24 protein-coding genes and 1 pseudogene are annotated in these 23,178 nt (G+C 65.6%); 17 read left to right on the top strand and 8 right to left on the bottom strand.

What is annotated here, in order from left to right; translation table 11 throughout:
• The first annotated feature begins 1 nt into the window (after position 1).
• Positions 2-742, top strand: a complete 741-nt coding sequence (locus tag ACZ60G_RS04485) for a 16S rRNA (uracil(1498)-N(3))-methyltransferase (RefSeq protein WP_465807238.1) — start codon at positions 2-4, stop codon at positions 740-742.
• On the opposite strand, the pseudogene ACZ60G_RS04480 reads toward ACZ60G_RS04485, so the two are convergent.
• A pseudogene (locus ACZ60G_RS04480) lies at positions 704-1,843 on the bottom strand (hypothetical protein); the annotation flags it as partial. The gene ACZ60G_RS04485 and the pseudogene ACZ60G_RS04480 overlap by 39 nt on opposite strands.
• On the bottom strand, positions 1,843-2,775 hold the full coding sequence (locus tag ACZ60G_RS04475) for a metal-dependent hydrolase (RefSeq protein WP_465807237.1): 933 nt from the start codon (positions 2,773-2,775) through the stop codon (positions 1,843-1,845). The gene ACZ60G_RS04475 and the pseudogene ACZ60G_RS04480, both read right to left, overlap by 1 nt.
• 229 nt (positions 2,776-3,004) lie before the next feature.
• On the opposite strand from ACZ60G_RS04475, the gene ACZ60G_RS04470 reads away from it, so the two are divergent.
• Positions 3,005-3,631: a TetR/AcrR family transcriptional regulator gene (locus ACZ60G_RS04470; protein ID WP_465807236.1), complete on the top strand. Its 627-nt coding sequence runs from the start codon at positions 3,005-3,007 to the stop codon at positions 3,629-3,631.
• Positions 3,632-3,747: 116 nt separating this feature from the next.
• Here ACZ60G_RS04470 and ACZ60G_RS04465 read toward each other — a convergent pair whose 3' ends face one another.
• Positions 3,748-4,209, bottom strand: coding sequence for a zinc-ribbon domain-containing protein (locus ACZ60G_RS04465; RefSeq protein WP_465807235.1), 462 nt, complete (start codon positions 4,207-4,209; stop codon positions 3,748-3,750).
• Between the two features lie 380 nt (positions 4,210-4,589).
• Complete coding sequence (locus ACZ60G_RS04460; protein ID WP_465807234.1) at positions 4,590-5,849, bottom strand: MFS transporter; 1,260 nt, start codon at positions 5,847-5,849, stop codon at positions 4,590-4,592.
• A 64-nt stretch (positions 5,850-5,913) separates the two neighbouring features.
• Between ACZ60G_RS04460 and ACZ60G_RS04455 the strand changes: the two genes are divergently transcribed.
• The 6 genes from ACZ60G_RS04455 (at position 5,914) to era (ending at position 11,333) form a co-directional block, all read left to right on the top strand.
• The gene (locus ACZ60G_RS04455) at positions 5,914-6,831 is read left to right on the top strand and encodes a LysR family transcriptional regulator (RefSeq protein WP_465807233.1); all 918 of its coding nucleotides are present in this window, start codon (positions 5,914-5,916) and stop codon (positions 6,829-6,831) included.
• A gap of 218 nt (positions 6,832-7,049) precedes the next feature.
• On the top strand, positions 7,050-8,108 hold the full coding sequence (locus ACZ60G_RS04450) for a PhoH family protein (protein WP_357470608.1): 1,059 nt from the start codon (positions 7,050-7,052) through the stop codon (positions 8,106-8,108).
• A 64-nt stretch (positions 8,109-8,172) separates the two neighbouring features.
• Positions 8,173-8,727: an rRNA maturation RNase YbeY gene (ybeY, locus tag ACZ60G_RS04445; protein WP_040688009.1), complete on the top strand. Its 555-nt coding sequence runs from the start codon at positions 8,173-8,175 to the stop codon at positions 8,725-8,727.
• Positions 8,724-10,073, top strand: a complete 1,350-nt coding sequence (locus ACZ60G_RS04440) for a hemolysin family protein (RefSeq protein ID WP_465807232.1) — start codon at positions 8,724-8,726, stop codon at positions 10,071-10,073. The genes ybeY and ACZ60G_RS04440 overlap by 4 nt, the downstream gene beginning before the upstream one ends.
• Positions 10,070-10,429 (top strand): cytidine/deoxycytidylate deaminase family protein, encoded by a 360-nt coding sequence (locus ACZ60G_RS04435; protein WP_465807231.1) that lies wholly within the window; start codon positions 10,070-10,072, stop codon positions 10,427-10,429. Before ACZ60G_RS04440 ends, ACZ60G_RS04435 begins: the two co-directional genes overlap by 4 nt.
• Complete coding sequence (era, locus tag ACZ60G_RS04430) at positions 10,422-11,333, top strand: GTPase Era (RefSeq protein ID WP_465807230.1); 912 nt, start codon at positions 10,422-10,424, stop codon at positions 11,331-11,333. The genes ACZ60G_RS04435 and era overlap by 8 nt, the downstream gene beginning before the upstream one ends.
• A 478-nt stretch (positions 11,334-11,811) precedes the next feature.
• On the opposite strand, the gene ACZ60G_RS04425 is transcribed toward era, so the two are convergent.
• A complete protein-coding gene (locus ACZ60G_RS04425) occupies positions 11,812-13,242 on the bottom strand; it encodes an amidase (RefSeq protein ID WP_465807229.1) in 1,431 nt (476 codons plus the stop codon).
• Positions 13,243-13,405: 163 nt separating this feature from the next.
• Here ACZ60G_RS04425 and ACZ60G_RS04420 point away from each other — a divergent pair, with 163 nt between their 5' ends.
• The gene (locus ACZ60G_RS04420) at positions 13,406-14,272 is read left to right on the top strand and encodes an alpha/beta fold hydrolase (RefSeq protein ID WP_465807228.1); all 867 of its coding nucleotides are present in this window, start codon (positions 13,406-13,408) and stop codon (positions 14,270-14,272) included.
• Positions 14,259-14,861, top strand: a complete 603-nt coding sequence (locus tag ACZ60G_RS04415) for a TetR/AcrR family transcriptional regulator (RefSeq protein ID WP_465807227.1) — start codon at positions 14,259-14,261, stop codon at positions 14,859-14,861. The genes ACZ60G_RS04420 and ACZ60G_RS04415 overlap by 14 nt, the downstream gene beginning before the upstream one ends.
• On the opposite strand, the gene ACZ60G_RS04410 is transcribed toward ACZ60G_RS04415, so the two are convergent.
• Together ACZ60G_RS04410 and ACZ60G_RS04405 are read right to left on the bottom strand one after the other, a co-directional pair.
• Positions 14,858-15,631, bottom strand: a complete 774-nt coding sequence (locus ACZ60G_RS04410) for a M15 family metallopeptidase (RefSeq protein WP_465807226.1) — start codon at positions 15,629-15,631, stop codon at positions 14,858-14,860. The two genes, ACZ60G_RS04415 and ACZ60G_RS04410, sit on opposite strands and share 4 nt — an antisense overlap.
• Positions 15,632-15,652: 21 nt before the next feature.
• On the bottom strand, positions 15,653-16,153 hold the full coding sequence (locus ACZ60G_RS04405; RefSeq protein ID WP_465807225.1) for an HIT family protein: 501 nt from the start codon (positions 16,151-16,153) through the stop codon (positions 15,653-15,655).
• Between the two features lie 84 nt (positions 16,154-16,237).
• On the opposite strand from ACZ60G_RS04405, the gene recO reads away from it, so the two are divergent.
• The 7 genes from recO to ACZ60G_RS04370 all read left to right on the top strand — a co-directional run bounded on the left by recO (position 16,238) and on the right by ACZ60G_RS04370 (position 22,402).
• Positions 16,238-17,023, top strand: coding sequence for a DNA repair protein RecO (gene recO / locus ACZ60G_RS04400; protein WP_063040846.1), 786 nt, complete (start codon positions 16,238-16,240; stop codon positions 17,021-17,023).
• 89 nt (positions 17,024-17,112) lie between these two features.
• Positions 17,113-17,937 (top strand): isoprenyl transferase, encoded by an 825-nt coding sequence (locus ACZ60G_RS04395; RefSeq protein ID WP_465807224.1) that lies wholly within the window; start codon positions 17,113-17,115, stop codon positions 17,935-17,937.
• Positions 17,938-17,950: 13 nt separating this feature from the next.
• Positions 17,951-18,379 (top strand): hypothetical protein, encoded by a 429-nt coding sequence (locus tag ACZ60G_RS04390; RefSeq protein ID WP_465807223.1) that lies wholly within the window; start codon positions 17,951-17,953, stop codon positions 18,377-18,379.
• A gap of 84 nt (positions 18,380-18,463) precedes the next feature.
• Positions 18,464-19,426 (top strand): ABC transporter ATP-binding protein, encoded by a 963-nt coding sequence (locus ACZ60G_RS04385; RefSeq protein WP_465807221.1) that lies wholly within the window; start codon positions 18,464-18,466, stop codon positions 19,424-19,426.
• Position 19,427: 1 nt separating this feature from the next.
• Positions 19,428-20,207: an ABC transporter permease gene (locus ACZ60G_RS04380; RefSeq protein ID WP_465807219.1), complete on the top strand. Its 780-nt coding sequence runs from the start codon at positions 19,428-19,430 to the stop codon at positions 20,205-20,207.
• Between the two features lie 341 nt (positions 20,208-20,548).
• On the top strand, positions 20,549-21,709 hold the full coding sequence (locus ACZ60G_RS04375) for a sensor histidine kinase (protein WP_465807217.1): 1,161 nt from the start codon (positions 20,549-20,551) through the stop codon (positions 21,707-21,709).
• Between the two features lie 87 nt (positions 21,710-21,796).
• Positions 21,797-22,402, top strand: a complete 606-nt coding sequence (locus tag ACZ60G_RS04370; protein WP_465807215.1) for a response regulator — start codon at positions 21,797-21,799, stop codon at positions 22,400-22,402.
• Positions 22,403-22,467: 65 nt separating this feature from the next.
• Here the strand turns inward: ACZ60G_RS04370 and ACZ60G_RS04365 are convergent, their stop codons facing one another.
• Positions 22,468-23,088, bottom strand: coding sequence for a TetR/AcrR family transcriptional regulator (locus ACZ60G_RS04365; protein WP_465807213.1), 621 nt, complete (start codon positions 23,086-23,088; stop codon positions 22,468-22,470).
• Between the last annotated feature and the right edge of the window lie 90 nt (positions 23,089-23,178).

The raw sequence follows: 23,178 nt of genomic DNA, 5'->3' as shown, positions 1-23,178 counted from the left end.
GTTGGCCGCCACGGTCTTCTATCTCTCCGACATTCCGGAGCCGGGTGCCATCGCGGTTCTGGACGGTCCGGAGGGACGCCATGCCGCCACGGTGCGCCGCACCCGGGTCGGCGAGCCGATCACGCTGTCCGACGGCTCCGGTCTGCTCGCGGCATCGGAAGTTGTTGCGGCACAGAAGGATCGGCTCGAGCTTAAGGTGCTCGATCGGGTGCTCGCCGCGCCTGCGACGCCGCGCGTGACCATCGTGCAGGCGCTGCCGAAGTCCGACCGCTCGGAGCTGGCCGTCGAGCTGATGACCGAGGCGGGCACCGATGGCATCATCCCGTGGCAGGCCGCGCGCTGCATCGCCAACTGGGAAGCCAAGGCGGACAAGGCCGTTGAGAAATGGCGTGCCGCCGCCCGCTCGGCTGCCCGGCAGTCCCGCCGGGCCTACATCCCCGAGGTCGCCGACCTGCACCGCACCCGCGACCTGCTCGACAAGATCCGTGCGGTCGTCGCCGCGGGCGGAATCGCGGTGGCACTACACGAATCCGGCACCGCGCGCTTCGTCGAGCTGCCGTTCGACAAGGCCACCGAAATCCTGCTGATCGTCGGCCCCGAAGGCGGTCTAGACGACTCCGAGCTCACCGCCTTCGCTGCTGCGGGCGCCGACGTAACCCTGCTCGGCCCCACCGTGTTGCGCACCTCCACCGCCGCCGCCGTCGCCCTCGGCGCCTTGGGTGCGTTGACCTCCCGCTGGTAGCTCGGCTGCTCGGTACGGCACCGTGAAGATCGCGAGCACGCAAAGTACTGCGACCGCGAAGCACGACAGCGTGTACCAGAGATTTCCGATGGGATCGCCATTGCTCGTCGAACCGTCGACGGCAGCGAAGTAATCGGGCAGCGCGCTCACCCAGAGCAAGGCCATCACGCCCAGGTACACGACACTGTAAATCCGTACGAAGCGGTTCGTGTAGTCCGAATGGTCTCGCCGTAGCCGCAGCCACTGGCGAGTGAGAATCGGAATCGCGACGATGCTGACGATGACCAATTCGGCCGCATAGAGGAATCCCCGCAACGTGGTGCTCCCGGCACCGAAAACTGTTGCCGGGATCGGCAATACGCCCGTACCCAAAGACCCTAGAATCCCGATGACGACAGTGCGCCACACCAATTGCGGTCCAGAGAAACTGCGCCCATGGTCGACATGACGACCGACGAACAACTGGACGAAAAACGCCAGCGACATCGGCCACAGCGCGGCGAATACCACCACACTCGGTAGCGGAACCGAGTCGAACATCGGTTGATTGAGCGAATTTTCGGTCGACCACTCCCACCAGCGCAGCTGCGGTCCGAGATGGTCGAAGATCTCATAGAAGCCGTGGTGGACGAAGCCCACGCAGACGGCGCCGACGAGAACACCGTATCGGCGGAAAACGCCCAGCATGCGGACGATTTCGAAGGCCAATGTGGCCATCAGTGGGTAGATCGCCACGATATAGAGGGGAAGCCGACCCCAGAGGAAATCCACGGTGAAGACATTGTGCGCGAACATCGTGTCGACGTGTGCGTCGATACCGAAGGCCGCCGGAAAGTACAGCGGCGGTTCGATAATGAACAGATAGGCCGTCGCACCGAACCAGACCACGAGATTGGTGGGATCGCCGTGACGCCGCAGGCGCACGATCGCATAGATGAGCGCGAGCACCGCGCCGAGGACGATGGTGAACTCGAGCACCGGAAGCGTCCAGTTCTCCAATGCGAAAGGGTTTCGCACCTCGACGAGTCCACCGGCCTCCTGACAGGAAAAGCCGAGCGCCTTCGCGAGTTCGTCGAAGGTGGGTGCGCAATGATCGGCCATCAGTCCCCCTGCGCTGCGACGGAATCGGCGGTGTACCAATGTGATACGTCGTAACCGGCGTCATAGCGCTTGAACCACACATCGGCGAGTGCGGGCAGCTTCTCGTGATCCGGGTTGTGCTTGGGCAATTGACTGCGGATGATGCCCACCATTGCGATCAGTTGTTCGCCGAGTCGTAGATCGTCGAACGCGCGCGACATCGGACCGTTGTCCTCGATGGGCAGCCGCAACAACTTCCGCAGCTTCTGCTTACCCCGGTGCGTCGCGAACATCGCCAGTGCATCGATGCGCCGATCCTCCTGTGGCACATGCTTATTGAAGCCTGCGCAGGCCACCTTGATGACCTTCATGACGTGCCGGAAGATCGACGGAGCCATGCGCATCCGGTAGGTGTCGCTGCCGACAATCGAATCGAAAATGATCAACGCCGAACTCCGATGTTCGACTTCCTCGACGAAGTGCCAGATGAACAGCGATGCGACGCGGTCGTCGCCCGGCCGGAACAGGGTGGAATCGTTGTCGAGCATCAGTTTGAAGACCGGGGTGAAGGTGGCCTCCAGATCGGCGGTGTAGGCGAGCCGATATTCCAGGGAGGTGTGCACGGTGAGGCGGTCGAATTCCGCGATCACGTCGTTGAGGGTCTCCTGGAGCCCGGGGTATCGCCTGATCAGGCCATTGGCGTGCTGGCGGTGGGCGGTCGAGTGCTGGCCCTCCTGACGCACGAATGCTTCCGCTTCCTCGGCGACCGCGGGATCGGTTATCCGCGGCATGGCCTCGCGAATCATATTGACGATCATCTTCTCGAAGCCGATGGCCAGGAAGGACACCGCGTTGGCCATGGACGAGAAGGCCGGATTCTCTTCGTTCCACAGGAACGGTACGTCGTAGTCCGCGAATGCGAATCGCATCTTTCGGACTTGCAGATCGGTCACTTGGCTGTACCTCGTAATTCGGAAGGGGGCTGTAGCCGTGTTCGGACGTGCCGAAGCCTCGATGCGGCTGATCATACACATATCGACTCACGTGTATGATTAGAATTGCTCGAGCTGGGACAACGACGGCCCTGTGGTAGCGTCGAGCCCCTGATCTGGACGGTCGGCGGGGTTGTCCCGCTGTCGGTTTCGCATGCGAGGGACATCGTTCGAACCGAGGAAGCGAGCAGTGGCAGGAAGGCGCGGGTGGGGCGGAAGTCCGCCGAACAGCGATGAAGAAGCGTCCCGTCGAATAGTCGCCGCCGCAGTCGATCTGATCGGACGGACGGGTTCGGAGATCAGCATCGCCGACGTCGCGGAGTCGCTCGGTGTCATCCGTCAGACGGTGTATCGATACTTCCCCAGTGCGGACGCGCTGATGCAGGCCGCGGCCATCGCTTCGGTCGACGGTTTTCTGGACCGGCTGACCAAGCAGGTCAGCGGTATCGAGGACCCTGTCGAAGCCATGACCGAGGGTGTGGTCTTCACGCTTTCAGATGTGCGTCGAACGCCCCACCTGGGCATTCTGCTGTCGAGTACATATTCGAATGTGCACCCCGAAGGCCTTACCTCCGAAGCGGCACAAACCTTCGGCATGACGATGATCAAACGCTTCGACGTCGATTGGGAGCGGTACGGATACGACGACGCGTCGCTGCACGAACTCGTCGAATACATCCTGCGAACGATGCAGTCGTTCTTCATTTCTCCGGGCAATCCGCCCCGCAGCGAAGACGAACTGCGTCGGTATCTACGACGCTGGATGGGAGCCGCGATCATCGCCCAACCCGGGGCGCACGGACGACGCGGGGGCTGACCCGTCGGCGACCAGTGCGTCACAGGCCGCCATCACCACATCGGCTGCCGAGCCCACACCCGCGCTCCAGAGGGCCGTGGTGTCCTGGAGCTTGGTGGCGGCTCGGTGTGTTCGGGTCAGCGCTGCCACTGTCCGTTCGGCGCGCCGGGGGCGGGCTGCTGCTGCCAGGGTGCGATGGGTCCGCCCGGGGCGGGCTGCTGCAGGTGGGCATTGGGCGCGCCAAGAGCCGGCTGGTGCTGCCAGTTGGTGTTGGGGGCGGGGTGCTGCGGGTGGGCGCTCGGGCCGGGATGCTGGGGCCACTGGCCGTGGGGCTGCTGAGGCTGGGCGGAGCCCATTTTCTCGGCGTTGGCGTGGGCGATGAGGCCGGTGACTTGGGGTACGGCGAGGGGTGTCGATGCGCCGCACCAGGTGCATTCCATGTAGTGCTTGTTGCCGAGCGGGAGGATCGGGATGAAGAAGACTGTGAACGTGGTGGCGAGTCTGCGCAGCGCGTGTGCGGCGGGGTTGCCGCAGCGGCCGCAGACCAAGGTGATCATGGCGAGCGTGTGGAGACGCTTCTGCCAGCCGAAGATCAGCATGTGAAACCCCCGAAGTAAGAGAATTTGATGTCGGTCACAGTAGTAGATCGGCGGGGCTGCCTCTGCAGTTAACGGACGGCCACCTCTGCGGTTTGCGTATATGGCCCAAATGCTGTGGTCTTATCCGTGGATCGATATCCAGTGGCTTTGCTTATAAATTGCTGGAAGCGTCCGAACTCAGGTGCACGCGGCCGTTCGCAGTCGGCCCGAGACCGTTGCCCACACCAGTCCGTCATCCGAACTCCGCCGCGCCGCCGACGCCAGCGACACCGGCTCCCCTACGAAACACGTCGGGCCGCCTTCGCCGCCGCGACCCACGCTTGGTCCGGACGTTGGCCTGCGACGTCGCGGTCATGAGCGCCGTAGGTGATCGCCGGATATCACGCCGTCGGCGCGGCACAGACTCTGGAAGTAGCGACGGGTTCGACTCCGCGGCGGGTGTGAATCGCCAAGCACCACACCAGAACTGCGGCCACAACCAGCAGTGCACCGACGCAGGCCGCCAGACCGGCCCATCCCCCCTTCGCATATGCGATGCCTGCCGAACCGCCGATGACGGCGCTGCCGAGGTAATAGGTGAACAGGTAGAGCGACGATCCGGCGCCACCGGGAGCTATCGCGCCGACCCAGGTGCTCGCCACCGCGTGGGCACCGAAAAACCCTGCGGTGCAAAGGGCTATCCCTAGGATGACCGCGATCAATTGGTCCGGGATGCTGACCAGGACGCCGACGCCCATCAGCGCGACGGAAGCCGCGAGCACGCGGTGCTTGCCGATGCGATCGGCCCAACGCCCGGCAGCGGCAGCGGCGAGTGTGCCGGCCAGATACAGCAGGAACACCGAACCCGCAACGGCCGCAGGCAATTCGAACGGCGGCCGGGTCAGCCGATATCCGAGGAAGTTGTAGATCGACACGAATCCGCCCACCAGAACGAAGGCCAGCCCGAACAGCGCAAGCAGCCCGCCGTGCCGCAACGGCGCGCCGATATCGCTCAGCACGGTACGCATTCCGGCGGGTCGAGCGACGAACCCGCGCGATGGTGGCAATCCACGCACGAACCAGACCGTGCACCCGGCCGCCGCAACGCCGACCGCGGCCTCGGCCCAGCGCCACGAGGTCAGATCCAACGCGAATGCCGGAATCAACCGCCCGGACAACCCGCCGATCGATGTGCCCGCGACGTAAACACCCATCGCCGCACCCAACCCGTCGCCTCCGATCTCCTCCGCCAAGTACGCCATTGCGACCGCAGGTACCCCGGCCAACGCCACACCTTGCAGCGCCCGCCCCGCCAGCAGCACCTCCAGCGATGGGCTCAGCGGCAGCAGCAGACCGATGACCGCCGACACCACCGCCGACCAGGTCATCACTGTTGTCCGCCCGATCCGCGAGGACAACGCACTCACCGGCACGATCGCCAACGCGAGAAACCCGGTGGTCAACGACACGGCCAAAGCGGCCCGCGCCGGGTCGACCCCGAATGCCGCCGACAGACTCGGCAGCAACGCCTGCGCGCTGTACATCGACACGAAGGTGGCCAGTCCTGCGGCGAACAGCGCGGTAGTGATCCGACGTTCGTGCGATGTGCTGGTCGAGCGGATATCCGTGCTGGTCATGGCATCAGAATCGACACTCGCCATTAAGAAGGGAAATGAATAGTAATCTGGTTTCTAATGCACTAGACGCATAAGGAAAGGTCTGTTCGTGCTGGGTGAGGACCTGCTGTGGTTCACGACACTCGCCGAACTGGAGCGCGTCGGCGCGGCCGCCGAGCGGCTGCACATCGCCCAGCCGACGCTCTCGCGCATGCTGGCCCGCCTCGAGCGCCGCCTCGGTGTCGAACTCTTCGACCGCCACGGAAAACGCATCGTGCTGAACGAATTCGGCCGGACCTACTACGAACACGCCCGCCGCGCCCAGTCCGAACTCGATGCCGCCGCCCAGGCCGTCGCCGACCTTGCCGATCCCGCGAAAGGCGTTGTCCGCCTGTCGTTTCAGCACTCCTTCGGCAGCTGGCTGATCCCGCAACTGATCGGCGGTTTCCGCCGCGGATCCTCGCGCATATCGTTCACTCTCTGGCAGGGCGCGTTCGACGCGGTAATCGATCAGATAGTCGACGGCACAGCGGATTTGGCGATCGTGTCGCCTCGTCCGTCGGCCCCGGGCATCGGCTGGCGCAAACTGCTTGCCCAGCCGCTCGCGCTGGCCGTGCCCGCGGAACATCGGCTCGCCACCCGCCGACAGATCCGTCTCGCCGAGCTCGGCGACGCCGAATTCATCACCATGCATCCGGGTTTCGGTATGCGCCGCATTCTCGACGAACTCTGCGCCGCCGCGAATATCCGCCCCCGCATCGCCTTCGAATCGAGCGATCTGCTCACCGCCGCGGGGCTGGTCGCGGCCGGACTCGGCGTCGCGCTGCTGCCGCTGGAAGATCCCACGCCCGCAGCCGGTTCGCTATCGGGCATCGTGACCGTCCCGCTCGCCGATGCCGCAGCGGCCCGCGACGTGGGGTTGATCTGGTCGGCGACCGCCCCGCCATCGGATGCGGTGCGGCGATTTCGTGACTTCACCGAGGATTGGGCACGCCGGCGTGGGGGAATCCAGATGCCACGACGGTAGGCAGCGATCAGGAGGCAATCGCCACCCCATCAGCTGACCATTTCGAGCGACCTGCAAGCAATCGCTACGGCTGCGGTAGCCGTTTATTCACTGCCTGTTGTCAGTGGGGCGCGTTAAACTTTCATCAACGACGCAGCAATTCGAGACCGGAAAGCAGGCTATAGCCACTTTTGAGAACACAAGGCGAGATCGGCGACCCGACTACCCCCACTGCAGGCATCGGTGCAGACAACGGTTCGGGCCCGGCAGCGCGCACCGTGCGTTCCAGCATCGAACTCGCTCCCGAATCCGTGTTCCCCTTCCTCGGTTCGGCCGACCAGAACCTGCGTGAACTCGAGCAGTTGCTGGATGCGGATATCCATGTCCGCGGCAATTCCGTCACCCTCACCGGCAAGGCGGCAGATGTCGCGCTCGCCGAGCGCGTGATCGAACAGCTCGTCGCGCTGACCGGTCGTAATCGAGTGGTGACCCCGGAGGCGGTGCGCCACACCGTATCCATGCTCACCGAGGGTTCCTCGGAATCCCCGGCCGAGGTGCTGAGCCTGGACATTCTGTCCCGGCGCGGTAAAACCATCCGGCCCAAGACGCTCAACCAGAAGCGCTACGTCGACGCGATCGACGCAAACACCATCGTGTTCGGCATCGGCCCCGCGGGTACCGGCAAGACGTATCTGGCGATGGCCAAGGCCGTGCAGGCATTGCAGACCAAGCAGGTCAACCGGATCATCCTCACCCGTCCCGCCGTCGAGGCGGGCGAGCGGCTCGGCTTCCTGCCCGGCACGCTCAACGAGAAGATCGATCCCTATCTGCGCCCGCTCTACGACGCGCTGCACGACATGATGGATCCGGAGGCCATTCCGAAGCTGATGGCGGCCGGTGTCATCGAGGTCGCACCGCTGGCGTACATGCGAGGTCGCACGCTGAACGATTCGTTCATCATTCTCGACGAGGCGCAGAACACCACGGCCGAGCAGATGAAGATGTTCCTCACCCGGCTCGGATTCGGTTCGAAGATCGTGGTGACCGGTGACGTCACCCAGGTCGACCTGCCCAATGGCGCGCGCTCGGGTCTGCGCGCGGCAAGTGAGATCCTGACCGGCATCGAAGATATCCATTTCGCCCAGCTGACCAGCAGCGATGTGGTTCGGCACCGGTTGGTCTCCGATATCGTCGACGCCTACGAGCGGGCCGAGGCCGAGCGGGTCACCCAGGTCGGACCGCACTATCCGGGCAATCGCGCACAGCGTCGCGCCGCGAGCCGGGGAGATCGGCGATAGTGGGACCGACGTGTCCGGGCCAGCCGCGCGGTGCGGGCTCGGGCGCACCGAATACCCTGATCAGGTGAGCATCGAGATCGCCAACGAGTCGGGTGTCGACGTACCCGAAGAAGACCTGGTCAGTGTCGCGCGATTCGTGATCGGCCGGATGGACGTGCATCCGGCGGCCGAACTGTCGATGGTGCTCGTCGATCTCGACACCATGGCGGATCTGCATATGCGCTGGATGGACCTACCCGGCCCGACCGATGTCATGTCCTTCCCGATGGACGAACTGGAGCCCGGTGGTCGACCGGACAGCGCCGAACCGGGTCCGTCCATGCTCGGCGATATCGTGCTGTGCCCCGAATTCGCCGCCGGTCAGGCTCGCAAGGCCGGTCACTCCCTCGATCACGAACTCGCCCTGCTCACCGTGCACGGCGTGCTCCACCTGCTCGGCTACGACCATGCTGAGCCGGAGGAGGAGAAGGAGATGTTCGCGCTGCAGGCGCGGCTGCTCGAGGAGTGGTACGAGAGCCTGCGCGAGGCTCAGCGGCGCGCCGAGTTGGCCGAGCGCGATGCCCGGCTGCTGGGGAAGGCCGGTTTCACAACGCCCGGTGAGGCGCTAGGCCCCGCGTGAATTCGCTGACCCTGATCCTGCTGGCGGTTCTGCTCGTCCCGGTCGGCGGGGTATTCGCCGGAGTCGATTCGGCGCTGAACACCGTCTCACCGGCGCGTCTCGACGATATGGTCCGGGCGGAGCGGCCCGGCGCGGTGCGGCTGACCAGGATCGTGGCAGATCGGCCGCGATATGTGAATCTGCTTGTGCTGCTTCGTATTCTGTGCGAGATCTGCGCGACGGTGCTGCTGGCGGCGGCGCTGATTCCGCTGTGGGACGACAATTGGGCGCTGCTGTTCACCGCGGCGGTCATGGTACTGGTGGACTATGTGGTGATCGGGGTGGGACCGCGCACACTCGGTCGTCAGCACGCCTACTCCATTGCTTTGGCCTCGGCGCTGCCACTGCAGTTCATCGGCACGGTGCTCGGTCCGGTCAGCAGGCTGCTGATCCTCATCGGTAATGCGATCACCCCGGGTAAGGGATTTCGCAACGGCCCCTTCGCATCCGAGATCGAGCTGCGGGAAGTGGTCGAGATGGCCAGTGAGCGCGGTGTGGTGGCCGACGACGAACGCCGCATGATCCAGTCCGTCTTCGAACTCGGCGATACCCCGGCCCGCGCGGTTATGGTCCCGCGCACCGAAATGGTCTGGATCGAGGCGGACAAGACTGCGGCACAGGCGATGTCGCTCGCGGTGCGCAGCGGTCACTCCCGCATTCCGGTGGTCGGCGAGAACGTCGACGACATCCTCGGCGTGGTGTACCTGAAAGACCTTGTGTCGTACGCGGATAGGAGTCGCAAGGTGCAGGTGCGCGATGCCATGCGCCCGGCGGTGTTCATGCCCGACTCCAAACCGCTGGACAGCCTGCTCGACGAAATGCAGCGCCGCAGAAACCATATGGCGCTACTGGTCGACGAATACGGCGGCATTGCCGGACTGGTGACCATCGAGGATGTGCTCGAGGAGATCGTCGGTGAGATCGCCGACGAATACGACACCGACGAGACCCCGCCCATCGAGGACCTCGGCGAGGGCCGCTACCGGGTTTCGGCACGACTGTCGGTCGACGATCTGGCCGACCTGTACGGCTTGGAAATCGAGGAGGAGGACGTCGACACCGTCGGCGGCCTGCTCGCCCACGCACTGGGCCGGGTGCCGCTGCCCGGCTCCAAAGCCGTTGTGCACGGCCTGGTGCTGCGCGGCGAAGGCGGTGCGGACGCGCGGGGACGGGTGCGGGTGCACACCGTCGTGGTGCGCAAGGCGCCGGAGAAATCGCATGCCGAGAAGGCCAACGGCAAGCGTAAAAGTAACGGATCCGAGCGGGAAATCCCGACCGATCGTGATGAGAACGGAGACAGCGAATGACCGAATTGGACGTCGAGGACACCAAACTCGTGGTGCTGGCGAAGGGCGCGCTCGGCCGCACCGGCGGCAACTCGGGTGCCGCCATCCGCGATACCGACGGCCGCACCTACGCGGCCGGTGATGTCGCCCTGCAGTCCCTGCGACTGACCGCCCTGCAGGCCGCCGTCGCGGCCGCGATCTCCAGTGGCGCAGAGGGATTCGAAGCGGCCGTGGTCGTCAGCGGCAAGCTATCGGATGCGGGCGTCTCCGCGGTTCGCGAGGTTTCGCCCGAGGCGCGCATCGTCTTCACCGACCGCTCGGGTGCGGTCTTCGAGATCGTCGATGATGCCGCGGGCGCGGAGGTGCAGGGTGGCTGACAAGTCCACCGAATTCCGTTCCGGCTTCGTCTGTTTCGTCGGCCGCCCGAATACCGGCAAGTCGACGCTGACCAATGCGCTGGTCGGCCAGAAGATCGCGATCACCTCCTCGCGCCCGCAGACCACCCGCCACACCATTCGCGGCATCGTGCACCGCGAGCACGCCCAGCTCATCCTGGTCGACACCCCTGGTCTGCACCGCCCGCGCACGCTGCTCGGCCAGCGCCTGAACGACCTTGTCCGCGATACGTATTCCGAAGTCGACGTGATCGCGCTGTGCATTCCCGCCGACGAGAAAATCGGACCCGGCGACAAGTGGATCCTGCAGCAGATCAAGCAGATGGCGCCGAAAACCACCCTGCTCGGTGTGGTCACCAAGATCGACAAGGTGAGTCGCGACCAGGTCGCCGAACAGTTGATGGCGCTGTCGCGACTGCTCGGCCCGGACCACGATGTCGTACCGGTTTCCGCCGTCAAGGGCGAGCAGGTCGAGGTCCTGGTCGACGTCATCGCCTCGAAAATGCCTGAGGGCCCGGCCTTCTACCCCGACGGCGAGCTCACCGACGAGCCCGAGGAAACCCTCATGGCCGAGCTCATCCGCGAGGCCGCCCTGGAGGGCGTCCGCGACGAACTCCCGCATTCGCTCGCCGTGGTCATCGAAGAAGTCCTCCCGCGCGAAGAGAACGAAGACCTGCTCGATGTGCACGCCCTGCTCTACGTCGAACGCCCCTCGCAGAAGGCCATCATCATCGGCAAGGGCGGCGCGCGCCTCAAAGAGGTAGGCACCAACGCCCGCAAACAAATCGAACACATCCTCGGCGTCCGCATCTACCTGCACCTGCACGTCAAGGTCGCCAAGGATTGGCAGCGCGACCCGAAACAGCTTGGCAAGCTCGGGTTCTGACGGCGGCGCCGGTGTATGTCCCGGCGCTGCGCGGCGTCCCCTACAGCGTCCCGGTGACTCCGAGATAGTCGGTGCCGCGCAGTTGCAGCGCGATGGCGGCACGATTGACATCGCGGGCGCGCTCGGGCCGGGCGCGATTGGCGCGGACCGCCTACAGGATCGCACCGGCGACGTCGTAGGCCAATCCCGTGCGGTCGCCGGGCCACGACGGATGGTAGGGAGCCAGAACATCGGCGACGCGGCCTCCAACCCGTCGGCCGACAGTGTCGTCGCGACGACCGGCACCCCGAGATCGCCCAATTTGCCGATCGCCCGCGCCGTCTCCGCGGTGCTGCGGTCCATTCCGACAACACCGAGCACTCCCGTGTCCTTGCGCAATGATGTGTCCGCAGGGCGTCGTCAACGGCCGGGACCGGACGGGTGCCCGGGCGGGCACCAAGAGCGATACCGAAGTCTGGACCCCGCCCGATCGGTGAACTCACCACCACGGTTCGGGGCGATTGCGGTCCCAGCGGAGTTCCGACTCCAGTTGTGCCGCAACGGAAACAAGCAGCGGCTCGGTGTTCGCGGTGCCCATGAGTTGTGCGCCCACCGGCAGGCCGGTGTCGGTGAAACCGGCCGGGACATTCACCGCGGGCCAGCCGAGTACATTCCAGGGCCAGGTGTACGGGCAGGCGGCCGTGATGAGGTCGTTGGTGGCATTGACGCCGATGCTGTCGATCTCTTCGGCACGGGGCGGGGGAGTCGCGGTGGTAGGTGCGAGCACCAGATCGTAGTCGCGGAAGAAGCCGCCGATTCGCTTGTGCAGCAACGTTTCCGCCTGACGCGCCGCGAACAGTGCCGGTCCGCTGAGCGCGCGGCCGAACCAGACGTTCGCGGTGGTGCGCGGATCCACTTGTACGCCAGGCATTTTGTCGTAGACGTTGCGGACGCCCGCCAGCGAGCGCGGCAGGAAGGACGCACCGATCATGATGCCGTAGTGCAGATCCGCCACGGTTACCGAATGACCGAGGCGGCGCAGTGTGGTGGCGATGCGCTGCACCGCGACTTCGACCTCCGGATGCAGCGCGGTTCTGGTGGCGGTGAACGGGATTCGCAGCGAGAGGGCGATGCGCAGTCGTCCCGGATCGCGGCCGACCGCATTGGAGACGGTGAGCGGTTCGGGGGTGTGCAGATCGCCGGGATGCGGTCCGGCCGCGGTGTCGAGCAGCAGTGCGGCATCGGCGACGGTGCGGGCCAATGGTCCGTTCACGGTGAGGCCGTGGAATGCCTCGGCGGCGGGCCAGGTGGAGATGCGGCCGCGCTGTGGTTTGATGCCGACGAGATTGGTCCATGCGGTCGGGATGCGGACCGAGCCCGCGCCGTCGGAACCCAGTGCGGCGGGTACCAATCCGGCCGCGACGGCGGCCGCGGAACCGCCGGATGAGCCGCCCGGTGTGTATTCGGCACCCCACGGGTTGCGAGTGTGGCCGAAGGCGGCGCCGCTGGTGAACGGCAGTTGGCCGAGTTCGCAGGTGTTGGTCTTGCCGATGATCACCGCACCGGCCGCGCGCAGCCGTCGAACCGATTCCGCGTCTTCGGTTTTCGGCGGGAGCTCGCCGCCGCAGCCGAATGCCGTTGGCTCACCGGCGATATCGGTATCGTCCTTGATCGCGATCGGCACGCCGAGCAGGGGGAGTCGTTCGCCGGCGGCCAAGCGTTCGTCGGCCGCGGCCGCTTCGGCGAGTGCCTTTTCGCGCCGGACGACGCGGAAGGCGTTCAGTCTCGGCTGACTCGCCTCGACCCGGTCCAGTGCGGCGCCGACCGCCGCCACGGAGCTGATCCTGCCCTGCGCGAGCGCGGCCGCGTGGTCGGCGAGGCCGAGTTCGGCGGTCTCGAATGGGCGCAGGGTGGCGTCGGACACCGTCATGTGAGCTCCGTCTCCTTCGATCTTTCGTTGCACGGTAGCGCGGAAGCTGGTCAACCGTCCACATCGGCTCCCGAATCTCCACCCCAGGTAGGAGACCGAGCTATAGACATACATACCGTATGTATGTAATGGTGGAGACGAACTGCGAACACATGGAGGAACCATGGGAATCAGTACGTCACTCGGCCGCACGCATGAGGTGGATCTCCCCGGCGGCCGCATTCGGTATCACGACACGGGGGAGGGCGCGCCGGTCGTTTTCGTGCACGGCCTGCTCGTCAACTCCGATCTCTGGCGCAATGTCGTCCCCACCATCGCGGCGGCGGGCTATCGCTGTCTCAGTCCGGACCTGCCGCTCGGTTCACACGAAATCCCCGTCCCCGCAGCAGATCTCACGCCCACCGGGGTCGCCGATCTGATCGCCGACTTTCTGGAGCGACTCGATCTCACCGATGTCACCGTTGTCGCCAATGACACCGGCGGCGCGATCACCCAGTTGTTGCTGACCCGTCGTCCGGAGCGGATCGGCCGCGCCGTACTGGCCTCGTGCGATGCGTACGAGGCGTTCTTCCCGCCTGCCTTCGCGGCGCTGCCCGTGCTGGCACGGGTACCCGGCTCGCTGCGGCCGCTGACCGAGTTGATGCGGATCCGGGCACTGCATCGGCTGCCCATCGCCTTCGGCTGGGTGACAAAGCGCCCGGTCCCGCCGGAGATCGCCGACTCCTACCTGCTGCCGAGCCGGAATTCGGCGGCGATCCGCAAGGATCTGCGCCGGTTCCTGAAGACCGTGCATCGCCGCTACACACTCGAGGCCGCGACCCGATTCCCGTCGGTGCGGGTTCCGGTGCTGGTCGCATGGGCTCGCGAGGACAAGATCTTCCCGGTGAAATTCGCCGAACGCCTGGCCGCCGACCTGCCGAACGCGACCATGAAGTTCATCGACGACTCCTACACCTTCCTGTCCGAAGATCAGCCCGAGTTGCTCTCCGAAACGATTCTGGAGTTCACTCGGGCGCATGCAACGCCGTAGTCAGGAGGATCGCTCCCGTGCCACCCGAGCCGCGCTCGAGCAGGCCGGTCGCCGGTTGTTCGCCGAGCGCGGTTTCGCGGCGACCTCGGCCGAGGAACTCGTGACCGAGGCGGGAGTCACCCGCGGCGCCCTGCACCACCACTACGGCGATAAGCGCGGCCTGTTCCTGGCCGTGCTCGAAAAGATGGAAATCGAGACCACGCAGGAAATCGAAAACGCCATCGGCGCAGGGAATCCCGATGACATTCTCACCTCGATGGCCATCGGCCTGAATGTCTTCCTGCAGATCTGTCAGCGCCCGGAGATGATCCGCATCACCCTCTACGACGGCCCCGCGGTCCTTGGCTGGCAGGCGTTTCGAGAGTTCGAGGCGCGCCATGGGCTGGGGTTGGTCGTCGCTCAATTGGAACGCGCCCGTGACGCGGGGCTGATCGCCGATGCGCCGATTCAGGTCCTGGCCCAGCTGATCTTCAGCGCGGTCACCGAGGCGGGGTTGATCGTTGCGCACGCCACGGATAAGGCGGCCGCGCAGACGCAGGCGCAGCAGTCACTGATGCTGCTCATCGGTGGGATTCTGCGGACCCCCTAGCGGATGGGGAAGTCGAAGTAGGTATTCGGGAAGGGTTCGTTCTTCAGGGTGAAGTGCCACCATTCCTCGGCGAGATTGGTGAAACCGTGCTCGGCCATCAGATTGGTCAGCAGTTCCCGCATCGCGCGCTGAGTGCCGCCGATCGAGAGGTCGGCCGTATGGGCCAGCGGGTCGAAGCAGTCGTAGCCGGTGCCGAAGTCGAGGCTGTTGTCCCGGAAGCGCTGGTCGGCGGGCAGTGTGCAGGCGCGCAGCGGATCACCGCCGTGATACTGCTCCTGATCGGCGGGCGGTAGCGCGACGATCGTGAGATCCAAGGTGCTGCCCCGGCTGTGCCCGGACTTCTCCGCGATGTATCCGTCCCGGAACAGATTCGCCTTGTCCACCGTCGGATAGAACTCCGCCCGCATCTTGGTATCGCCGAGATCCTTTGCCCAACTGACGAATTGGTCCACTGCCCGCTGGGGCCGATAACAGTCGTAGGTCTTCAGCCCCAACCCCATCGGCCGCAATTCCAGCTGTACTTCCGCAAGCGCCGCAGCCGCCTCTTTCGTCAACAAGCACTTGGGCGCTTCATACCCATTGATCCGTCCACCGATGAAGTTGTGCTCCCCGAAGTACCGCGCATCGACAACGATCGTCGAATCCATCTCCGTCACCGAAACGAACGCCGTCTCATCGGCCGCACGCGAACTCGGCTTATCCCCACACCCCGCGACCCCGACAGCCGCGACCGCCGCCAAAACCACTGAGCAGAACCGAATTCCGCGCATCCGCAGATCATAGCCGCGGATCTACCTTCCCGAACCGAGTTCCGCCCGCAACCGCCCACCCAACTCCGCCGCCTCCGTCCCCGACCAAGCAATCACCCCGTTCTCCGCCATCAACGCGTGAAACTGCTGACGCTCATACGGCGTGCCAGGAGTGAGCGGCTGCACATGCCAGTGCACATGTGCGTTCCCCTGCTGGCTACCGAGCGAGAGCAGATAGGTGCGCTCGGACGGCACGACGGCTTCGACAGCGCGCGCGACCCGATGAACCACCGCCTGCAATCCCAGGTACGCGTCCTCATCGAAATCGCGGACCACATGCTCGATATGAGCCTTGGGAGCTACCAGCACGTGCCCGTACATCGTCGGATATCTCCCGAGAAATGCGATATGCGCGCCGTCGTCGAGGATGACCTCATGCTCCGACCCGGGGGCACCCGCGACCAGGTCGCAGATGAAGCATGCGCCTGATCGCACCCGTTCTTGATAACCCGCCAGATCGAAGGGCAACCGATCTTCACCCACGATTTCTCCTGATCAGGCCTCATCTGCTGACGCTATTGGGCCGCGTCTGGGGTGGGGGTCGGGCGTTCGTGGGAGGATGGCAGGGTGCGGTTGTACAGAGACGAGGCGGTGGTGGTTCGCCAGCATAAGCTGGGGGAGGCGGATCGCATTGTCACGTTGCTGACCCGGCAGCACGGGTTGGTGCGGGCGGTGGCCAAGGGGGTGCGGCGGACCAAGTCGCGGTTCGGGGCGCGGTTGGAGCCGTTCGCGTACGTGGACGTGCAGCTGCATCCCGGGCGCAATCTCGACACGGTCACCCAGGTGCACACCATGGAGGCATTCGCCGCCGATATCGTCGACGATTACGGCCGCTACACCACGGCCTGCGCGGTACTGGAGACCGCGGAGCGGCTGGCCGGTGAGGAGCGCGCGCCCGCACCGAAGCTGCACGCATTGACCGCGAGCGCGCTGCGGGCGATCGCCGCCAAACAGCGCCCGCACGAGCTGATCCTCGACGCATATCTATTGCGCGCCATGGGTTTTGCGGGTTGGGCCCCCGCGCTGGACGAATGCGCGCGCTGCGCGACACCCGGTCCGCATCGCGCCTTCCACGTCGCCGCCGGTGGCGCGGTCTGCGTGCACTGCCGCCCGCCCGGTTCGGCGACCCCGGCCCCGGGCGTGCTCGATCTGCTGGTCGCTCTGCTGAAAGGCGAGTGGGATTACGTCGAGCAGGTCCCCGATCAGATCCGCAGACAGGCCAGCGGCCTGGTCGCGGCGCATCTGCAGTGGCATCTCGAGCGTCAGTTGCGCACACTTCCGCTGATCGAGCGTTCGCGTTCGGCAGATGCAGCGACCGGGCTGGAGTCGTCAACCGCCGCACAGGTGGGCTGAGGAGGCGACCCGAACCGCATGACGAGCGCCGTCACCGGGTATCGGTGGTCCGCACAATCCCTCCACAACCATCAGGCAGGATAGGTGCCGTGATCCTCCGTCGAGACTCTGCCGCGCCGACCAGGTCGACCAGCGCACGGTCGGGTGCCGAACGCACCGTCCGCCCGCCGTCGCCGCATCCATCGGGGGCGACACCGCCGGAACTGCCTGCGGAGTTGGTGCCCAAGCATGTGGCGTTGGTGATGGACGGCAACGGTCGTTGGGCGCAGGAGCGCGGGCTGCCGCGCACCGCGGGGCACGAGCGCGGCGAGGCGGTCCTGATGGACACCGTCGAGGGCTGCATCGAGATCGGCGTGAAGTGGCTCTCGGCCTACGCCTTCTCCACCGAGAACTGGCGGCGCAGCCCGGAGGAAGTGCGCTTCCTGATGGGGTTCAACCGGGATGTCATCCGTCGCCGTCGCGATGAGATGCACGAGATGGGTGTGCGAGTGCGCTGGGCCGGGCGGCGACCGCGCCTGTGGCGCAGCGTGATCAACGAACTCGAGACCGCGCAGGAGCTGACCAAGAACAACACGGTGATGACCCTCACCATGTGCGTCAACTACGGTGGTCGCGCCGAAATCGCTGATGCGGCAAGGGAAATCGCGCGTCGCGTGGCCGCGGGGGAGATCGATCCGGAGCGGGTGACCGAGGCGACGATCGCCAAATACCTGGACGAGCCGGATATGCCGGACGTCGACCTGTTCCTGCGCCCTTCCGGCGAATTCCGCAGTTCGAACTTCCTCATCTGGCAATCCGCCTACGCCGAATACGTCTACCAGGACACACTGTTTCCCGATTTCGACAGGCGCAACTTGTGGGAGGCCTGTCTCCAGTACGCTTCGCGTGATCGCCGCTTCGGGGGGACCAAGTGAACGGCGGCAACAAATGAACGGCGGCACCGATATGGACGCAGCAGTCACCCCCGAACAAGAGCTACAGGCCCGCGCCGGCGCCTGCCTGTCGCTCTACGACGTCGATGTGCGCGTCGACTCGGACGGTTCGATCGGCTTCGAATACGAGGGCGCGCTTTGCTCGTTGCGCGCGGTAACGCTGGCACCCGGCCTGGATGTGTTGACGCTGACCTGCGTGCTGGCCTGGGACCGCCCGCTCAAGCCGCAGCTGCACAAGCGAGTCGCCGAGCGTAACAGCGCGATTCAGTTCGGTTCGATCACGCTGATCACCCGCGGCAACCAGGCCGATGTCATGTTGCGCTACACCTTCCCGGCCGCCGGTCTGGACGATCAGGCGCTGGCCACGATGCTGCTGCTCGTGCTCTCCGGCGCGGGTAAGGCGCGGCAGGGACTGCTGCCCTGAACCGCTGACCGCATGACAGATGTCATGGCAGGTTCGTGACACTCGTGCGAGGTACCGGCCCCCGGTTCGGGTGACCGTTGAGTCATGACTTCGGCACTGACATCCACGGCCATTTTCGCCGCGGCGGGCGGCTCGGGCAGGCACCGGGCGTCGTCCGCGATCGAACTGCGCGACCTGCACAAGAGCTTCCGGCTCCCGGGCGGCGGCGAGGTGCATGCCGTCGACGGACTCGACCTGGTGGTCGCGCCGGGTGAGATCGTCGCCTTCCTCGGCCCCAATGGCGCGGGTAAGACCACCACCATCGATATGGTGCTCGGGCTGGCAACGCCGGACACCGGCAGTGTCCAGGTTTTCGGCGGCCCACCGGCGGAAGCGCTTGCGGCAGGCCGTATTTCGGCGGTGATGCAGTCCGGCGGCCTACTGCCTGATCTGACCGTCGCCGAGACCGTGCAACTGGTGGCCACGTTGCACGCGCATCCGCGTTCGGTCGATGAGGTGCTCGCGCGCGCCGGTATCGCCGATATCGGCGGTCGGCTGGTCGGCAAATGCTCGGGCGGCCAGAAGCAACGGCTGCGATTCGCGCTCGCGCTGCTGCCGAATCCGGACCTCATCGTGCTCGACGAGCCGACCACCGGCATGGATGTGGAGGGTCGCCGCGAGTTCTGGAATGCGATGCGCGAGGATTCCGATCGCGGCCGCACCGTCCTGTTCGCCACCCATTACCTCGACGAGGCCGACGCATACGCCGACCGGATCGTGCTGGTGCGCGCGGGCCGCGTCGTCGCCGACGGCAGTGCCGCCGAGATCAAGAACCTGGCGGCGGGCCGCGCCGTCAGCGCGACACTGCCCGGTGCCGATCCGGCCCGCCTGCTAGCGGTCCCGGGCATCGATGATGTCGAGCTGCGCGGTGACCGAATCATCGTGCACACCAAGGATTCCGACGCCATCGCCCGCTATCTGCTCACCGAGACGACCGCAGTCGATCTCGAAATCACCTCGCACAATCTCGAATCCGCATTCCTGGCGCTCACCACCGGAGACAACTGAAATGACCACCCTTGCCCCACAAGCTGTTTCGACGCGCGTCCCACTCGGCGGCTTCAGTCTCGGCTTCCTGCGCCTGGAACTACGCCGGATGCTGCGCAATCGGCGCACCATGATCTTCACGCTTATCATGCCGCCGCTGTTCTTCGTCATCTTCGGCCTGCAATCCGATTACCGGACAGAGTCTTTCGGATCGGGCAATGTGACCGGCTATGTGATGGTGTCGATGGCGGTGTACGGCGCGATGCTGGCCACCACCAGCGGCGGCGCCATGGTCGCGATCGAACGCGCGCAGGGCTGGAGCCGCCAATTGCGGCTCACCCCACTGCGTCCCGTCGCATACATCGCCACCAAGGTCGCCGTCGCGATGGTGCTCGGGCTGGTCTCGGTTACTGCGGTCTTCGTCATCGGGGGAATCTTCGGCGCCCACCTGACGGTCACCGCCTGGGTGAGCTGCTTCCTGCTCGCCTGGATCTGCTCACTGGTCTTCGCCGCCTTCGGCCTGTTCGTCGGCTACCTGCTGCCCTCGGAGAATGTCATGCAACTGCTCGGCCCGGCCCTCGCGGGCCTGTCCTTCGCGGGCGGCCTGTTCATGCCGCTGCACGGCTGGTTCGAGACGGTTTCCAAGATCTTCCCGACAAACGGCGTCGCCACCTTGGCCCGCATGCCCTTCGGCGACACCAGCGGCGGGTCGATCGCACTGGCCATCCTCAATGTCGTCGTCTGGGCCACGATCTTCGTCGGCGGCGCGACCATTCTTTTCCGCCGTGACACCGCACGCTGAACCATCCGGCACGCTCAGCCGCCTGCCCAGGAGGGTGGGCGGCTATGCCGTGCGATGCGGCAGCCCGGCGCGAATCGTCCAGGCGGTGCGTGAGGCTGTAGCGACGATGCCGCGGGGGTCGGTCGTCGGATGGCGGTCGGCTGTGCCGCGCGGGCCTGTGGCCAAGAATTCCGCAGGGGTGGGTCGGAGTGGTCGATGATGCCGCGGGCTGATCGCACGGTGGATGGTCGGCCAGGAGTACCTGCGGCTACCCGTTCGGTAGCGTCCACCCTTGTGATCAACCACCGCCGGCCCAACCGGGATCGGGTTTGCGCATGCGCGCTGTCGGTGTGGGAGTGCCGATGGATGTGAAGTCCGTGCTGCGGAGTGGTGTGGCATCCGAATTACTCGATCGGGTGGTCCGGGACGGCGGCATCGGGGCGACCGCGAGGCGGCGTGGATGGTTCGGCGGGTTCATGTCGGTCATCTGGCTGTCGTACATGATCGGACCGATCATCCAGCGCTGGCGGGACGCGGATCAGCCGACGGCGAGTCTGGCGACCGCGACACTGTTCGCGTTCGCGACGCTGATCGTCGGTTCCTTCATTGTCTTCCGGCGGGCCGATGGCACCAGCCGGTGGGTAGAACGTCCGGTCGATCGGCGCATGTGGCCGGTGCTCGTCGGTATGACAGCGTGCAGCGCCGGGTTGATGGCATTGCTCGGCACGGTCGCGTTGCCGACATTGATCTTTGTCGGCGTGATCGCGATCTTTCATATGCCCTCGCGCGAATCCGGTTATGTCGCGTTCACGGTGATGCTCGCGATGTTGCTCGTGCCGGTGGTGCTGCCGAGCCTGTCCGGGGTGCCGTTCTACGTTTCCTTCATCCCCGCCCTGATCTGGGTGGCCAGGCAGCTCGGCCTGCGTGGTGAGCGGTTGGCCGAGCTGACCCGACGGCAGCAGGCCGAACTCGCGATCGTCGAGGAACGCAACCGGGTCGCGCGCGACGTGCACGATATCCTCGGCCACTCGCTGACCGTGATCACGGTGAAAACCGAACTCGCGCAACGTCTTATCGATGTGGATCTGACGCGGGCGAAGGCCGAGATGGCCGATGTCGAGCGGCTGGCGCGGGAGGCGCTGGCCGGAGTGCGGGATACCGTCGGCGGTCTGCGCGAGGTATCGCTGCGCGGTGAATTGGCCAATGCGCGAACCGCACTGGCGGCCGCCGATATCGACGCCGCGCTGCCGGATGCCGTACCCGATACCCGCAACAGCGAATTGTTCGGTTGGGTGCTGCGCGAGGCGGTCACCAATGTCATCCGGCACAGCGCGGCCCGACATTGCACGGTCACGGTGACCGATACGAGCATCGAGGTGGCCGATGACGGCCGTGGTCTGGGGACAGTCGATTCCGGGTCGGGACTGTCCGGCCTGCGCGAACGGGTGCGGGCCGCCGGGGGAACATTGACGCTGTCGTCGTCCGAGGAAGGTGTTCGTGTTCGTGCAACGGTGTCCGAGTGATCCGCAAATGGGTTCGCACTCGTGCGGTTTCTGCCGCGATTCGACCGAATATGCAGGCCAATTCCCGTCATCGAAGGACCACGTCGCATGATCCGCCTGCTCCTCGCCGACGATCAGGCGCTCGTCCGCGGCGCACTCGCCGCACTGCTCGGCCTGGAATCCGATCTGGAAGTCGTCGCGGAGGTCGGTCGCGGTGACGAAGTCCTGGACGCGGTCGCGCGCACCACACCCGATGTGGCGCTGCTGGATGTGGAAATGCCGGGCATGGACGGCATCGCGGTCGCGGCGCAACTACATGCCGCCCATCCAGATCTCCGCATCCTCATGGTCACGACCTTCGGCCGTCCCGGCTACTTGCGGCGCGCAATCGACGCTGGCGCAAGCGGATTCGTCGTGAAGGACACCCCGGCACGCGAACTCGCGGACGCGGTGCGCCGAGTCCACATGGGCTTACGCGTTGTCGATCCCGCCCTCGCCACCGAAACCTTGACCGTCGGTACTTCGCCACTGACAGCACGCGAACGCGAGGTCCTCGCCGCCGCGGCCGAGGGCACCACCGCAGGTGCCATCGCCAAACAGTTACACCTATCGGAAGGCACTGTCCGCAACCATCTTTCATCCGCCATCGGCAAAACCGGAACCAGCACCCGCGCCGAAGCCGTCCGCGCCGCCGAACGCCTCGGCTGGCTCTGAAACACCGAGCCCGGACAATCAATGGCTGTCTCGCACAAAGTGCGCCCTATGCGGGACAGCGACGTCTAGGAGTCGACCGGCTGGACGGCGGGCTCGCCATAGGGCAGTAGTACCGCCACACCGCGTGCCAAGGTTTCCGGATCCACGTCGCCGACGATCAAGTGCTGCAACATGAATCCCGGCACCAGGCCGATGATCGCCGTCGCCACCGCGTGGATATCGGTATCGGGCGGTAACCAGCCGACCTGCACCATGCGCTCGGTGTACTCGGTCCAGCGATCACGCATCGCGAGCACGGCGGACTTGACGTATTCGGCCGCCTCGTCGTCCACCAGCGCCAGCGCCCACGCCTGTGGTGCGAGCCGGACATGACCGTCCGGACCGCTGTGCGCGACCATGTACTCGGCGACGATCCGGAGAACCTGGGCCGGGGTGGGCAGCGGATCGGACCGGATCGCCCTGGTCATGGTGGCGCGCAGCTCGACCGTGGTATCGGTGGCCAGTGCGGCGATGATGTCGTTCTTGCCCTTGAAATATCGGTAGACCGCCCCGGCCGAGAGGCCCGATTCGGTGAAGATGTCCTGCATCGAGGTCTCGTAGAAACCCTTGCGGGCAAAACAGAGCTGCGCGGCGTCGAGGATCTGCTGCCTGCGACGTTCCAGGTGTTCCGCACTGACTCTGGGCATGGCTCCAAAGTAAAACGAATGCTCGTTCTTGACAACCTCGAAGGGTCGTGCGACGGTATCCACATCGAAAGAGAACGATCATTCGATTTT

It is taken from the genome of Nocardia sp. NPDC102475, from assembly GCF_055584605.1.
This window is presented reverse-complemented; position numbering and strand designations above follow the sequence as displayed.